Source organism: Hyunsoonleella pacifica (assembly GCF_004310335.1).
In the GTDB taxonomy this organism is placed as follows: domain Bacteria; phylum Bacteroidota; class Bacteroidia; order Flavobacteriales; family Flavobacteriaceae; genus Jejuia; species Jejuia pacifica.
Genome location: NZ_SIRS01000003.1, coordinates 655,675 through 670,785, shown reverse-complemented (window position 1 = coordinate 670,785; position 15,111 = coordinate 655,675). Strand labels below are relative to the sequence as shown.

16 protein-coding genes are annotated in these 15,111 nt (G+C 33.7%); 4 read left to right on the top strand and 12 right to left on the bottom strand.

Annotation, left to right across the window (positions count from 1 at the left end):
• Window positions 1-52: 52 nt before the first annotated feature.
• A complete protein-coding gene (locus EYD46_RS09120; RefSeq protein ID WP_130936759.1) occupies window positions 53-790 on the bottom strand; it encodes a lysophospholipid acyltransferase family protein in 738 nt (245 codons plus the stop codon).
• Between the two features lie 115 nt (window positions 791-905).
• Between EYD46_RS09120 and trpS the strand changes: the two genes are divergently transcribed.
• The gene (gene trpS / locus EYD46_RS09115; RefSeq protein ID WP_130936758.1) at window positions 906-1,877 is read left to right on the top strand and encodes a tryptophan--tRNA ligase; all 972 of its coding nucleotides are present in this window, start codon (window positions 906-908) and stop codon (window positions 1,875-1,877) included.
• Here the strand turns inward: trpS and EYD46_RS09110 are convergent.
• The 3 genes from EYD46_RS09110 to dprA all read right to left on the bottom strand — a co-directional run bounded on the left by EYD46_RS09110 (window position 1,874) and on the right by dprA (window position 3,670).
• Entirely contained in the window at window positions 1,874-2,107 is a 234-nt protein-coding gene (locus EYD46_RS09110; RefSeq protein ID WP_130936757.1) for a type II toxin-antitoxin system HicA family toxin, read from the bottom strand. The two genes, trpS and EYD46_RS09110, sit on opposite strands and share 4 nt — an antisense overlap.
• A gap of 3 nt (window positions 2,108-2,110) precedes the next feature.
• On the bottom strand, window positions 2,111-2,494 hold the full coding sequence (locus EYD46_RS09105; RefSeq protein WP_130936756.1) for a hypothetical protein: 384 nt from the start codon (window positions 2,492-2,494) through the stop codon (window positions 2,111-2,113).
• A 72-nt stretch (window positions 2,495-2,566) separates the two neighbouring features.
• The gene (dprA, locus tag EYD46_RS09100) at window positions 2,567-3,670 is read right to left on the bottom strand and encodes a DNA-processing protein DprA (protein ID WP_130936755.1); all 1,104 of its coding nucleotides are present in this window, start codon (window positions 3,668-3,670) and stop codon (window positions 2,567-2,569) included.
• Between the two features lie 102 nt (window positions 3,671-3,772).
• On the opposite strand from dprA, the gene EYD46_RS09095 reads away from it, so the two are divergent.
• From EYD46_RS09095 to EYD46_RS09085, 3 genes are all read left to right on the top strand, one after another.
• Window positions 3,773-4,708, top strand: a complete 936-nt coding sequence (locus tag EYD46_RS09095; protein ID WP_130936754.1) for an HU domain-containing protein — start codon at window positions 3,773-3,775, stop codon at window positions 4,706-4,708.
• Between the two features lie 66 nt (window positions 4,709-4,774).
• The gene (locus EYD46_RS09090; RefSeq protein ID WP_130936795.1) at window positions 4,775-5,284 is read left to right on the top strand and encodes an acyl-CoA thioesterase; all 510 of its coding nucleotides are present in this window, start codon (window positions 4,775-4,777) and stop codon (window positions 5,282-5,284) included.
• 189 nt (window positions 5,285-5,473) lie between these two features.
• The gene (locus tag EYD46_RS09085) at window positions 5,474-5,686 is read left to right on the top strand and encodes a DUF6515 family protein (RefSeq protein ID WP_130936753.1); all 213 of its coding nucleotides are present in this window, start codon (window positions 5,474-5,476) and stop codon (window positions 5,684-5,686) included.
• Between the two features lie 256 nt (window positions 5,687-5,942).
• On the opposite strand, the gene EYD46_RS09080 is transcribed toward EYD46_RS09085, so the two are convergent.
• The 8 genes from EYD46_RS09080 to atpA all read right to left on the bottom strand — a co-directional run bounded on the left by EYD46_RS09080 (window position 5,943) and on the right by atpA (window position 15,070).
• A complete protein-coding gene (locus EYD46_RS09080; protein WP_130936752.1) occupies window positions 5,943-7,166 on the bottom strand; it encodes a murein hydrolase activator EnvC family protein in 1,224 nt (407 codons plus the stop codon).
• A complete protein-coding gene (locus tag EYD46_RS09075) occupies window positions 7,166-7,939 on the bottom strand; it encodes a DUF4292 domain-containing protein (protein ID WP_229731309.1) in 774 nt (257 codons plus the stop codon). Before EYD46_RS09075 ends, EYD46_RS09080 begins: the two co-directional genes overlap by 1 nt.
• A 17-nt stretch (window positions 7,940-7,956) precedes the next feature.
• Window positions 7,957-9,309 carry a tetratricopeptide repeat protein gene (locus tag EYD46_RS09070; protein WP_130936751.1) on the bottom strand — a complete coding sequence of 451 codons (1,353 nt, stop codon included), beginning with the start codon at window positions 9,307-9,309 and terminating at the stop codon, window positions 7,957-7,959.
• Between the two features lie 188 nt (window positions 9,310-9,497).
• Window positions 9,498-10,517: a sugar phosphate nucleotidyltransferase gene (locus EYD46_RS09065; protein ID WP_130936750.1), complete on the bottom strand. Its 1,020-nt coding sequence runs from the start codon at window positions 10,515-10,517 to the stop codon at window positions 9,498-9,500.
• Window positions 10,518-10,607: 90 nt separating this feature from the next.
• The gene (dut, locus tag EYD46_RS09060; protein ID WP_130936749.1) at window positions 10,608-11,042 is read right to left on the bottom strand and encodes a dUTP diphosphatase; all 435 of its coding nucleotides are present in this window, start codon (window positions 11,040-11,042) and stop codon (window positions 10,608-10,610) included.
• A 1-nt stretch (window position 11,043) separates the two neighbouring features.
• A complete protein-coding gene (locus EYD46_RS09055; RefSeq protein ID WP_130936748.1) occupies window positions 11,044-12,468 on the bottom strand; it encodes a lipopolysaccharide biosynthesis protein in 1,425 nt (474 codons plus the stop codon).
• 121 nt (window positions 12,469-12,589) lie between these two features.
• Window positions 12,590-13,450, bottom strand: a complete 861-nt coding sequence (gene atpG, locus EYD46_RS09050; RefSeq protein ID WP_130936747.1) for an ATP synthase F1 subunit gamma — start codon at window positions 13,448-13,450, stop codon at window positions 12,590-12,592.
• Between the two features lie 45 nt (window positions 13,451-13,495).
• Window positions 13,496-15,070: a F0F1 ATP synthase subunit alpha gene (gene atpA, locus EYD46_RS09045; RefSeq protein ID WP_130936746.1), complete on the bottom strand. Its 1,575-nt coding sequence runs from the start codon at window positions 15,068-15,070 to the stop codon at window positions 13,496-13,498.
• Window positions 15,071-15,111: the final 41 nt, after the last annotated feature.

Sequence of the window (15,111 nt, the reverse complement as noted above, 5' to 3'; positions counted from 1 at the left end):
TAAGCTCGGAACTGGTATCTAAAAAAACTGCTCTTTCCCCAAGAGCAGTTTTTTATTTATTAAAACTTTGTAATTGATTTAAAATGATATCCCTTGAAGATTCATTTAAATGTCTTGTATCATCGGTAGTTAAACCTGTAGTTGGAATAAACTTGTGAATTTTAGCTCTCATTTTTCCAGGACCTCCACTAAAAAACGTGTAAGAGAAACGCTTTTTATTATCGGCAAAAGTTAATGGTACTATGGGGATTTGGTGGTTTATTGCTAATCTGAATGCGCCATCCTTAAATGTATCTAAAATAATATGCTCCTCGGGCACGCCGCCTTCTGGAAATATACAAATACTTAAACCCTGTTGTAAACGCCTTTGGGCTCTTAAAAATACAGCCTGCCTACTTTTTGCTGAACTTCTATCTACTAGAATACAAGTACGTTTATAGAAAAATCCAAACAATGGAATTTTAGCTAGTTCCTTCTTGCCTACAAATACAAACGGATTTTTAACCGCAGTTAACATCAACATAATATCTACCATAGATGTATGGTTAGCTATAAACATATAGCTCTTACCTTTTTCTAGTGTTTGTTCCCGCTTAATAGTATAGTTAAATCCCATACCAATTAAAATAAACTTCGCCCACACTCGCGCTAGTTTAAAGAAGAAAGGATACCATGATTCCTTTAAAATAGAAATCAATAACATTGGAAACAATATCAAAATAGGCAGTGCTACTAGAATGTAAAACCAAATACGATAAAGCGTCCAGAATATATATTTAAAAAACATCATTAAAGTCAAAAATAAGCAATTGTATTGAGGTTTTTATGAAATGGATTACCTTTGCCATCGGTTAAAATTTATTATTTCTAATAAAAAAAGATACCTGCTTTCGCAGGTAGTTATTATGGCACGCATACTTACAGGCATACAAAGTACTGGAACACCACATTTAGGTAATATTTTAGGGGCTATAATGCCTGCAATTAAAATGGCCGAAGATCCTAAAAACGATTCTTATTTGTTTATAGCAAATTTGCATACACTAACGCAAATTAAAGACGCTGCAACCTTAAGAGAAAATACCTATTCTACTGCTGCAACTTGGTTGGCGTTTGGATTAGATATTGAAAAAACAGTGTTTTATAGACAAAGTGATATTCCTCAAGTAACTGAGTTAACCTGGTATTTAAATTGTTTTTTTCCATATAACAGACTAAAACTAGCCCATAGTTTTAAAGATAAAGCCGATAGACTAGAGGATGTTAATGCAGGATTATTTACCTATCCTATGTTAATGGCTGCTGATATATTATTGTATGATTCCGAGATTATTCCTGTAGGGAAAGATCAGGAGCAACATATTGAAATGACAAGAAAAGTGGCTACCTATTTTCATGAGCAAACTGGTGGCGAAACCTTTATAATGCCTGAAGCTGAAATTCAAGAACATACTATGTTGGTTCCTGGTACTGATGGCGAAAAAATGAGTAAAAGCAGAAACAACACTATCAATATTTTTTTAGCAGATAAAAAGTTACGCAAGCAAATTATGTCTATAAAAACTGATAGTACGCCACTTGAAGATCCTAAAGATTGGAACACCTGTAACTGTTTCGCTATTTATAGCTTACTAGCTAATGCATCACAAATTACAGAAATGAAAGCCAATTATGAAAAAGGTGGTTACGGTTACGGACATGCAAAACAAGCCTTATACGAATTGATTATTGATAAATTTGCTGAACCACGTGAGCGTTACAACCACTACATGAGTAACCTTGGCGACATAGACAAAGCTTTAGCTATTGGTGCCGAAAAGGCTAGAAAAGTAGCTGACGCAGTTTTGGAAAGGGTTCGTGAAAAGGTTGGGTATTAATTTTCTTTAATCCAATTGTATAAATACTCTAGAGTCAACCCCATTGTTCTTAAATTTGTACGTAGATGCATTGGTGGTATTTCTTTATCTTTCTCTCTATGAGTAATAGTTCTCCAACAATTAGGGCATTTATAATGATCGTGAGAAGCCTTGGTTCTTAAATATTTACATTTATGAGCAATTAGAAACCTAACCCAATCTTTAGTTTTTACTGGTCGGTTATTCCCCATTGATTAAGCTGCTTGACTTTCCAAAGAATTTATTTCAGCAGATTTCAAATCTTGCAAAACTCCATTTTCATCTACAAAGGCTTTTGAGTATTGTTTTTTAGCATAAAACTTATTATTCCAACCTAAATCTTTTAACATTAAATGTCTGGTATTCATCTTCAATGCTTTTAACTCTTCCCAAAATAATTGCATGTGATAATGAAAAGATTCTTGAGCTTCCTCTTTTGTTTTACCATATCCAGACACATTAAGAGAGGGGCTTATGGAAACCCAAAACTCTCCTTCTTCTCCTGTAATTACATTTATTTTAGCAAAAAAAGTATCTTTTGACATCTTTATTTCTTCGATATCGTAAGGCTTACCAGAAAAAATTGGTTTAATACTCATATAAGAAAATTAAGATTGTAAATATACATAAATTATTTATTTTCAATAAACTATGATCAATAATCAAGCCAATCAAATAACCTCAAACAACTTACCAGGTAAAGGTCTTATAACACCTTTTAATTCCATATTTAGTAAAGTACTCGATACTTTAAAGATAGGCATATCACAGTTCAAAGCGATAAGATCTAATTGTTGTTTTTCGTTTTCCTTGAGGTAGTTATAAATTACTTTTTCAGTAGCATCTAACTCTACAAATAATTTTTTTTGAACTACTGGTGTTTCAGCATTCTCAAGTTCCCAACCCAAAATATAAGGTACATCTAATGGCGTTGTCATCATGTGTGCCTTTTGGTGCTTAATCAAGTTGTTACAACCCACACTAAATTGGTCGGTAGTTCGCCCAGGCACTGCAAACACATCACGGTTGTAGGAGTGTGCAATATCTGCAGTCACTAAACTACCACCTCTTTCGGCTGATTCAACAACGATAGTAGCTTCACTTACACCTGCAATGATACGATTTCGTTTTAAAAAGTTTTTTCTATCAAACCCAGATGTACTCCAAAAGTCAGAGAAAAACCCTCCGTTTTTCTCCATATCCACCATATACTTCTTATGTGCTTTGGGGTAAATTTGGTTTAACCCATGTGCTAAACACCCAACTGTTTGCAAATTATGTTTTATGGCTAATTTATGCGCCGTAATATCTGTGCCGTAAGCATAACCTGAAATAATTATTGGATTATACGGTTCTAGAGTTTCTATAAGCTTTTCACAAAAAGCTATACCCTGTGTCGTTATTTTTCGGGTACCAACAATACTAATAATATGTTGCTGTTTTAAATTAATATGTCCTGTTTGAAACAGTAAAATAGGGCCATCAATACAATGTTTTAACTTTTCTGGATAGTCTTTTCCGTTAAAATAAGATACTGTAATATCATTATCTCTTATAAACTGTAATTCTTTTTCAGCTTCGGATACATGGCTTGTTTCAAACAATTCGCTTAGTACATATTCGCCAATACCATCAATTTTAAGTAAGTTTTGCTTTTTCTCTTTTAGCACTGCTTCGGCTGAACCACAATGACTAATAAGGCGTTTCGCAGTAATATCTCCAACGTTTGGCACATGTTGTAGCGCTAAAGTGTATAGTAGGTCGTTTTCAGTCATTTAAAACACATAAATTACAAATGCAAGAAACGGATTTTTGTATTGTTAATAAATAGTTAAGTCAAAAATTTTACAAAAACCATATTTTTTTAAATTTGCTTTATGCAACTAGAAACCTTTATTAGCGATTTACTATATAGATATGAATGTGTGATTGTACCTGACTTTGGAGCGTTTTTAACTGAACGTCAATCAGCTACTATAAATAAGGACACTAATTCGTTTTATCCTCCCAGAAAGGTAATTGCCTTCAATGAACAAATCCAAAATAATGATGGATTGTTGGCTCGCTATATCTCAGATGTTGAAAAAATACCTTTTGAAGTTGCGGTAAAAAAGATAAAAAAACGTGTGAAAATTTTAAAGTCTTACTTAACACAAGGCGAGACTATCACGTTTAATAATATTGGTGAGATTATTTTTAATAATGAAGGCAAGATAGTTTTTGAGCCTTCTTATAACTTAAATTATCTTACAAATGCCTTTGGTTTGTCTCAGTTTACATCTGAAGCCATAACTCGTGAGGTTTATAAAGAAACTGTTACAGCTATTGAAGAAGCCGCACCTATTGTAATTACTCCTGAAAAACGCAAAAACAGAGGCTATTTTAAATATGCTGCTGTAGCTCTTATCGCTTTAACGCTAGGTGGTGTATTGGCTTCTAAATATTATGTAGGAGAAATTGAGGAACATAACATGTTGGCCGAAGCACAGGCTAAGCAACAATTAGATAGTACCATACAAAAAGCTACGTTTAGTTTAAATCCGCTTCCTGCCATTACCTTAAATGTAACTAAACAAACAGGTAATTACCATATTGTAGCTGGTGCCTTTAGAGTAGAGGAGAACTGTGATAAAAAAGTAGCGCAATTAAAAGCTGAAGGATTTAGTGCGAGAAAAATTGGTGCGAATCGTTATGGTTTACATCAAGTAGTATATGCGAGTTATGAAGGTAGACTTGATGCACTTAAAGCTCTTAAAAACATTAAAAGAACGCATAATAAGGATGCGTGGTTACTAGTAGAAAAACTAGACTAGTTTAGCAGAAAATTACACTTTACATTATTGCTTTAATATGTAACTTTGCAGCATCAAAGAAAAGAGATGCAAGCAAAAACTCCTGAACAATCTAAAACTACAATGACTGATATGGTTTTACCTAGTGAAACCAATCCTTTAAACAACTTATTTGGTGGTGAATTATTAGCGCGTATGGATCGTGCTGCTAGTATTGCTGCAAGGCGTCATAGCAGACGTATTGTAGTTACCGCTTCTGTTAACCATGTGGCTTTTAATAGGGCTGTGCCTCTTGGTAGCGTAGTTACTGTTGAAGCTAAAGTATCTAGAGCTTTTAATACTTCTATGGAAATTTATATTGATGTTTGGATGGAAGATAGAGAGTCTGGTGCTAGAACTAAAGCGAATGAAGCCATTTATACATTTGTTGCTGTTGACGAAACTGGACGTCCTATTGCTGTTCCCGAAGTAATCCCTGAAACCGATTTGGAAAAAGAACGTTTTAAGGCAGCTTTACGTAGAAAACAATTGAGTTTATTACTCGCTGGTAAAATAAAACCTAGTGATGCCACTGAGTTGAAAGCTTTATTTGATTAAACTTTAAAATATGTCATTCTGAACTTATTTCAGAATCTCAATATTCTAATTGTACATTATAATGAGAACCTGAAACAAGTTCAGGTTGACAGCAATAATCCTTATAAGGTTTTTTTAATTATTTGGATTTAAACCTTTTTATGAGACTAAGGTCTTATAAGTATTAAAGACACCCAAAATCTTAATGCTATGAGAACTTTTGTTATTTTATTATCTACTATTTGTATGATAAGTTTATCGTCTTGCACCACTAAAGTGGTAACAAGACCTGCATCTGTAACTATTGTTAAAACACCTCCAAGACATTACAAAATTGTAAAAGTAAAAGGGAGAAGTTATTATTTCTGGAATGGTAATCATTACCGTAAAACAAAGCGTGGTTATGTGATTACTAGAGTTTAGTAAATTATTCTTTTTTAAGGCAGTAGCTTTTATGATTAAAAAGCTAAAAATAATATAACTTTAGCTTGCAGAAAGCTGCGTTAGGGATTGAACGGCATGTTTGAAATCCCCGACGCAGGAGGGATTGAGTAGTGAAAGTCTGACCCGAGGACGAATGCGTAAATATTGTAGACGGATGTTACATCGAGGGTAACGCCCAAATTATAGTATTCGATAGATACTGAAACAAGTTCAGCATGACAGTAGGTTTGTAGCGTTACATCTTATAAATCCAACTAGCTGGATTTTGAGTTTGTGCATCTTTAAAAATAGAGAAACTTAAGATTGTGTCACCTTCTAAATTTGTGGAGACTTCGCCAATAATATCCTTGGTTTTAAGTTTATCGCCTTCCTTAACGTAAACTTTAGACAGATTTTTATATACCGTTATATAGTTACCGTGCTTAATCATTACCATAGGATTGGAGTTTCTTACAGCTGTTACTCTAATTACTGTACCGTTAAAGACTACACGGGCTTTAGCATTTTTTTCTGTAGTAATTAATACCCCATTACGCTGCACAATTAAAGACCTATCTATTAAAGACGGCTGCTTACCGTATCTTGCCTTTACTAAACCTTTAGCTACAGGCCAAGGCAATTTACCTTTATTAGACACAAAATTACTAGCCAATACTTTTTCTTCGGCAGTTAGAGCGAAACTGGTACTACTCGTGGTATTTGTCTTCTTATTAGATTTTGCAATTTCTGCTCTAACAATACGCTGTATTTCTCTATCAATTCTTGCCGCTTCTCGTTGTTTAGATTTTATTTGTGAGGTATACTTACTTAAATCTTTTTGGATAGTAGCCATTATAGAACGGTGTTGTGCGCGCTCTTTTTCTAGTGTTTGCTGTGTTTTTTTATTTTCGGCAACTAATTTTTGTTTTTCTTCTTTTTGAACTAATAAATCTTTATTTATCTTCTGTAATTGAGCTGTTTTAGACTTAATTATTTCTCCCTGTTCTTTTTGGTGACTCGTATATTGCTTCATATACTGCAACCGTTTATAGGCTTGCTTAAAATCGTTTGAAGACAGTAGAAACATGATGCGACTTTGTTGGTTTCTGCTCTTATACGATTTAACAATCATCGCCGCATAGTCTTCTTTTAGTAGTTTTAATTCGTTTCTAAGATTATCAATTTGTTTTAGATTGTTATTGATTTCCCTAGTTAACAAATTAGCTTGCTGATTTGTAACTTTAATTAGATTATTTAAAACACTAATCTTATAATTAAAATCCTCTATTAACGAGAGTTGAGATTTCTCTTTTGATTTATTTTCAGTGCGTAAAGCGTTTATTTTTTGAATTTCCCGCCTTAGTTCCTGCCTTCGTGTTTCTAACTGTTTTTGCTTTTGGCCTTGGGCAAAAACACCACCACTCCCAACAAGAATAAGAAGTAAAACAAGACTTCTAAATATGTGGGCTTTAAATTGCATTATAGTTCTATTTTCTTAAAACCTGATGGAATTTTGAACGGAAACCTTAAATCATCGTTTAGCGATACTGATTTAAACTCTAATTCTGCAATGAGTTCCTCATCACCCTCTACAGCTATTACTTTAACATGCTCTGGTACTATTTGATCATCCACCTTTTGATGCGCCAAATAATCGATTTGCAAATGCCGTTGTGCAGACATTTGTGATAATTGTTGCGAGGTAACTTTAAAAAGCGATGGGTCTAAAAGAAAGAATATTTCAAATAACTTACGTTGTTCTTTAGGCTGCAATACATAGGTTTTGTCTTGCACAGATGCTGTATATTTATCATTGTTTAAATTAAACAAGGCCTCTCCCAAAATAATGTTTTGCACCTTTTCAAAATCTAATTCTGTACCAAGTAACTGACTAAAATATTGAAAATCCCCTTCAAAATACGTGTTATCTAATTTGTTGTAAAACGATACGCTTTGTGGTGTAATTTTGGCTCTAATAATACCAAAAGGGGCACTCATCCAAAGTGTTTTATCTTTTTCCATGCGGTAACTTACCGTATGCGACTGTTTTTTATCGCCTTCAGAATAAGTGATTTTTAATTTAGATTGCAAAGTTTTAAAATCTGGTGATTGTTTTTTATTTGCCTTTATTAATTGCTTTGCAGAGAGCTTTAAATTATCCTCTGTTCTTGTAATGGTTTTAGCAGATTTACAATTTGTAAACCCAACAAAAAATACAACTAAACTTAAAGGTATTATATGCTTATATTTCAAAATTTGAGGTGTTTTTATCACGATTTAAGTGCATTTGCCTTATCCATAAACGATTTTGCCTTTGCTGTATTGTTTAGCAAATTGTATGCCTTTGCTAACTCCCTATAAAAATCTGCTTCTATTTTATTGTCGTCTACAATCCAATCTAAACCAGATTCTAGAGTAGTAATAGCTTCCTTCGGTTTTTGCAATGCGTTTAAGGCGATACCATTTACTAAATACGGTAAGGGTTGTGCAGGGTATTTTATAATAGCAGCATCACTCTTAGTTTTAGCTACTTCAAACTGTTTTAAATCAATATGAAGCATAAGTACATTTCTTAAAATACTAAAATTGTTATCATCCAATTTTAAAGCTTCTTGAAAATTTTTCAATGCATTTTCCTTATCGCCTTTGTTAAGGTAATACAATCCTAAATCTGTTAAGGTTTTAGCATCAGTAGCGCCATCAAGAAGCGCGGTAGCTTCTAATAAATCAGCTTCATATTGCGGATTATCTTTAACAAAATTAACGAAATCTGAAAGTACTTTTAACTTTGCATCAGGTTTTATCTCGTTACTTTGTACCACAATTTTCATAGAATTAATGGCCTCTTCAGTATTATTCTTATCTAAATAAAACTTGTAAAGTGCCAAATGTACAACCTGTGAATTCGGTTGTATTTTAAGTAATCCCTGAGCTGTTTCAAAAGCTTTTTGCTTCTCTCCCTGTTCGCTATAGCGGTAAATTAATGCCAAATAATTTGCTTCGTTCTTTGGGTTTTTATCTACCCTAGATTGTAAGTTTTCTATCTGTTCCTCAGCACGACCTGTAGCTTTGTAAATTCTATTGCGAAGTACATCTCTAGATACAGAAATACCAAAAGATGCATCTAGTTCATCCAGAATTTCCAAAGCAGCGTCATACTTCTCCATCTTTACATATAAGTTTGCCAAATCCTGTTTATAATCTGGATGGTATTGCACCAATTGCTGTACGGTTTTAAGTGCCTTTTTTAAATCATTTTGGCTAACATAATAACCGTAAAGCTCATCTAAATACCACTCATTATCTGGAGCTTTTTCTACCGCAGTTTTCAAAGCATCTTCCGCAGCACCAAAATTTTTAAGTTTTATGTAGTTTTTACCCAATTCAAAATACAATATAGCAGGCGATTTATCAATTTCAATACATTTTTGCAATGCATCTACAGCTCTATCATAGTTTTCAACTCCCTTTTGTTTTAAAGCTTCAAAAAAGAGCTCTTGAAACTGGTCTTCAACAATCCCTAAATCGTCATCAGGCGTTTTATTAAAATCTACTTGGGCATAGTTTACCTGTGGAATATTCAATATTCCAAAGAAAAAAAGTATGTAGATTAATTGTTTCATTACTATTTATTTGGGCGTTACCTTCGTTTAAACCTACAAGGTTCTCAAAACCTTGCAGGATCACTTCGGTCGGGCTTTTCGTTACAAGTCCTCGCTTTTTGCACTAGGGCGCAAAAGCTGTGGGCTATCCACTACAATCCCTAACGCGGGCTACCTGTCATCTCATATCTTTGTTCTTATCAGCCTATTTATTCTAAAACCGAATAATCGCCAATACTAATGCTCGTAAACTCGCCATTGTATTTCACATTATTCCCTATCATAGCGTTGTTTAATTTTGCGTTTTTTATTTCTGTATTGGTCTGTATTAAACTGTTTTCTATTGTTGAGTTTTCAATAACTGTACCATTCCCTACAGAAACAAACGGACCAATAGTTGTATTTTTAAGTACTACATTCTCGCCAACAAAGCAAGGTTCAATAATATTTGAATTATCTAATTTAGCTGAATCTGCTACCAACACTTCTTCGCCATCGGCTTTTAAAAAGCCTAACATACGTTGATTAGTTTCAATAGTAATGGCTTTATTTCCACAATCCATCCATTCGTCAACAGTTCCTGTTTTAAAAATTTTACCATCAGCCATCATACGCTTAATACCATCGTTAATTTGGTATTCGCCACCATTCATAACGTTTTCATCCAGGATTTCTTGCAACTTCCCTTTTAAAACCGCAACATCCTTAAAATAGTAAATTCCAATTACAGCTTGATCGCTCACAAAGGTTTCTGGTTTTTCAACAAGCTCCACTATTTCATCATTACCATTTAGCTTCACAACACCATAGGCTTCTGGATTTTCTACTTGTTTTGTCCAAATTACACTATCAGCTTCTGGATCTAAATCAAATTCGGCTCTAATCAACGTATCAGCATACGCAATTACAGCTGGCCCGGAAAGTGACGGCTTAGCACACATAATAGCGTGCCCTGTACCTAAAGGTTTATCTTGACGATAAATAGAGGCTTTAGCACCTAAACCTGTTGCTAGGTCTTCTAAACTAGTTACTACATCATCACCAAACCATGCAGGGTCTCCTAGTACAAAAGCAATTTCATCAATTGGTTGTTTTAAAACCTTAGCTATATCTTTTACCAAACGGTGTACTATAGGTTGGCCAGCAACTGGTATTAATGGTTTTGGTACTGTTAAACTATGCGGACGTAATCGAGAACCTCGACCTGCCATTGGGACTATTATTTTCATTTTTTAAATGTTGATTCGTTTATTTGTTTCATTGTTTATTCGTGTGCCGCGGATTCGCCAATCTTTGTAATTTTATTCTAAAATCATTAATCATGAAGTCCCCGTGCTACCAAAACCACCTTCTCCACGATCAGTTTCAGAAAGTATATCTACCTCTTCCCACTCAGCACGTTCATGCTTAGCAATTACCAATTGAGCAATACGTTCGCCGTTGTTTATTGTAAAGTCCTCATTAGATAGATTCACCAAAATAACTCCTATTTCTCCTCTGTAATCAGCATCAATGGTTCCAGGAGCATTTAACACTGTAATGCCTTTTTTAGCAGCTAAACCACTTCTTGGACGTACTTGCGCTTCCAAACTCACTGGAAGCTCTATAAAAAGCCCTGTACCCACTATACTGCGTTCTAAAGGCTTCAAAACTCTAGGTTCTGATATATTAGCTCGTAAATCCATTCCTGCCGAAGCTATCGTTTCGTAATGTGGTAAATCGTGATTGGATTTATTAATGATTTTTATTTTCATATTATTTTTTAAGTAATTGTTTTAGTTCATTTCTTTCTGAAAAGACAACTAAGCCCAAAAATACTAAAACTAAAGCTGTATTTATATAATAGTTTACATTAGAACTTAATGCTAAAATTGAAAATATAATTGCCACAGATAAATACCCTAAAATACTTTTAAGTCGATATGGTACAGGATAATACTTTTGACCTAAAAAATAAGAAACAACCATCATTATTCCATAGGCTAATAACGTTGCCCAAGCTGCTGCAATAAAACCTATTTTTTCTATCATAATGACATTAAAAGTAATAGTTATCGTAGCTCCTAATAAAGATAAATACATCCCATATCTTGTTCTATCTGTTAATTTATACCAAATGGCTAAGTTGAAATAAATACCTAAACATAAATTAGCAATCAACACTATTGGAACAATATCTATGGCTACCCAATAACTTTCATCTCTTACAATAAGTGATTTAAAAACGTCTAGAAATGCAGTAACGAATACTAACATAGCACTACCGAAAATAACGAAGTACTTCATTATTCTAGCATAAGTTTCTTTCGCATTATGTTCTTTTGCATGATTGAAAAAGAATGGCTCTGCTCCTAAACGAAAAGCTTGTATAAAAATGGTCATAAATACTGCAATTTTATAACACCCACTATATGCTCCATTTATCTCTTTTCCTAAAACTTCTGGTAACAACCATTTATCAAAATTCTCATTAATTACATAAGCTAAACCAGCTATCATTATTGGTAAACCGTAATTGAGCAATTGTTTAAAAATAGATTTACTAAACTGTAATTTTGTTTTAAGTAAATAAGGGGATAATAATAAGAAAGTTACAATGCTAGCTGCTAAATTGGCAATAAAGATGTATTTAACTAAATCATTAGAATCATAATTTTGAAAGTCTATTTTAAACTTTGGTATTGCCCATAGAAAGAAAAAATTCAACAACACATAAATTACAATATTACTTAGCTTAATCATTGTAAATTTAATTGGTCTGCTCGAGGCTCTTAAATAAGCAAAAGGAATAACAACTAAAGTATCTAAAACTAAAACCCCAATTAATAGATTAAAATAATTTTGGTTTAGATTAACAAATTGTGCTAGTTGTTGATTAAAAACTAAAACAATACCTATAAAAAAAGCTGTAGTCACGGTTAAACTTATAAGTGCTGTTGAAAACACTTTTTGTTTATCTTCAGATTTACTAAAAAACCGAAAAAAAGCAGTCTCCATACCATAGGTAAGCAATACGTTAAAAAATGCCGCATATACATAAAATGTTGTATTATCTGAATAACTTGCTGTTCCTAAAGTATCTGTATGTAATGGTACGAGCACAAAGTTCATGAGTCTAGGCAACACTGTTGCCAAGCCATAAATAACAGTATCCTTAAAGAACTTCTTTAGTATGCTCAAAAACTAATTATTTTATGGTTAAAAATAGGGTTTTTAAAACAAAAAAACCTAACTCGTTAAAGTTAGGTTTTAGTTAATTATTTAGGTTACTGAAACAAGTTCAGTATAAAATTATAAATTACTAGTTATTCAAAGCCTCAGCTCCTCCAACAATCTCTAAGATTTCGTTAGTAATAGCAGCTTGACGTGCTTTGTTGTAAGTCAATTTCAATTGATCTCTTAATTCTGTAGCATTATCTGTTGCTTTATGCATAGCCGTCATACGTGCACCGTGCTCACTAGCAAAAGAATCTCTAATACCTTTGTATAATTGCGTTTTTAATGACTTTGGAATTAATTCCTCTACAATTTCCTCTTTAGAAGGCTCAAAGATATAATCTGCATTAGCATTAGCATCTCCTTCAACAGGTACAATTGGTAAAAACTGTTCTGTCATTACAATTTGAGTAGCAGCATTCTTGAACTTATTGTAAACAATTTCAATTTTATCAAATTCGTTAGCTACAAATCTATCCATTAAATCCTGTGCAATGGCAGCAACATTATCAAACGTTAGATCATCAAAAACTTCACTATGATTAGCAATAACTTTGTTAGACTTCTTGAATGCATCATTAGACTTTTTACCAATGGCCATATAAGACACCTCTTGGTTAGCATAAGTTTCAGATGTTAATCTTGAAACTTCTTTAATGATGTTTGAGTTGAATGCACCAGCTAAACCTCTGTTTGACGTAATAGCAACAATCAATACTTTGTTTACTTCACGCTGTTCAGAAAATTTACCTCCAGAATCTTCATCTAAAGTTGCACTTAAGTTCTGTAAAAGTTCAGTCAACTTATCAGCATAAGGGCGCATAGCTGTAATAGCGTCTTGTGCCTTCTTTAACTTTGCAGCAGATACCATTTTCATGGCACTTGTAATCTGCATCGTTGAAGATACTGATGATATTCTGTTACGTATTTCTTTTAGATTCGCCATTCTCTAGTCTTTAGTTATTAGTAGTTAGTAACTACTAAAATCTAATTAATACTTACTTGATAAATCCTTTGCTACAGCGGTTAATGTATCAGTAACTTCATCAGTTAATTTACCTGATTTAAGCGTGTCTAACACATCTCTATGCTTTGCATTTAAGAATTCGATAAATCCTTTTTCAAACTCTTTTACTTTATCTACAGGCACATCCTTCAATAAGTTTTTAGATCCTGCATAAATTATTGCGATTTGATCTTCAACTGTATAAGGATCGTTTTGTGCTTGCTTTAAAATTTCTACGTTACGCTTACCTTTTTCAATTACATTTAAAGTAACAGCATCTAAATCAGATCCGAACTTAGCAAATGCTTCTAGTTCACGGAACTGTGCTTGGTCTAATTTTAACGTACCTGATACTTTCTTCATAGATTTAATCTGAGCATTACCACCTACACGAGATACAGAGATACCTACGTTAATAGCTGGACGTACACCAGAGTTAAATAAATCACCATCTAAGAAAATCTGTCCGTCAGTAATAGAAATTACGTTTGTTGGAATATATGCAGAAACGTCTCCTGCTTGTGTTTCAATAATTGGTAATGCTGTTAAAGACCCTCCTCCTTTTACCATAGGTTTTAAGCTATCTGGTAAATCGTTCATGTCTTTAGCGATACTATCATCATTGATAACTTTTGCTGAACGCTCTAATAAACGAGAGTGTAAGTAGAAAACGTCCCCAGGATACGCTTCACGTCCTGGTGGTCTTCTTAATAATAAAGATACCTCACGATAAGCAACAGCTTGTTTAGATAAATCATCATAAATTATTAATGCTGGACGACCAGTGTCTCTAAAGTACTCTCCAATTGCAGCTCCTGCCATTGGCGCATATACTTGCATTGGAGCAGGGTCAGATGCATTTGCAGCTACAATAGTTGTGTAAGCTAATGCACCTTTTTCTTCTAATACTTTAGCAATGTTTGCTACAGTAGATGCTTTTTGACCTACAGCAACATATATACAATATACAGGCTCTCCTGCATCGTAAAATTCTTTTTGATTTAAGATGGTATCAATACAAACCGTTGTTTTACCTGTTTGACGATCTCCAATTACCAACTCACGTTGTCCACGACCTACAGGAATCATGGCGTCAATGGATTTGATACCTGTTTGTAATGGCTCAGTTACTGGCTCACGGTAAATAACACCTGGTGCTTTACGCTCTAATGGCATTTGATATGTATCTCCTGCAATAGGTCCTTTACCATCTATTGGATTTCCTAGAGTATCTACAACACGTCCAACAATCCCTTCTCCTACATTAATAGAAGCAATTTTACCAGTACGCTTTACGGTAGATCCTTCTCTTACACCTGTTGAACCACCTAATAATACGATACCAACGTTATCTTCTTCAAGGTTAAGTACAATACCTTCTAAACCGCCATCGAACTCAACTAACTCACCATATTGTGCATTAGATAATCCGTAAGCACGTACAATACCATCTCCAACAGTAAGTACAGTTCCTACTTCATTTAAAGAAGCTGAGGCTTCAAAACCTTCAAGTTGTTGTTTTAAGATTGCTGATACTTCAGCTGGTTTTACTTCTGCCATCTTTTTTAGATATTAGACGTTAGACATCGGATGTTACACAT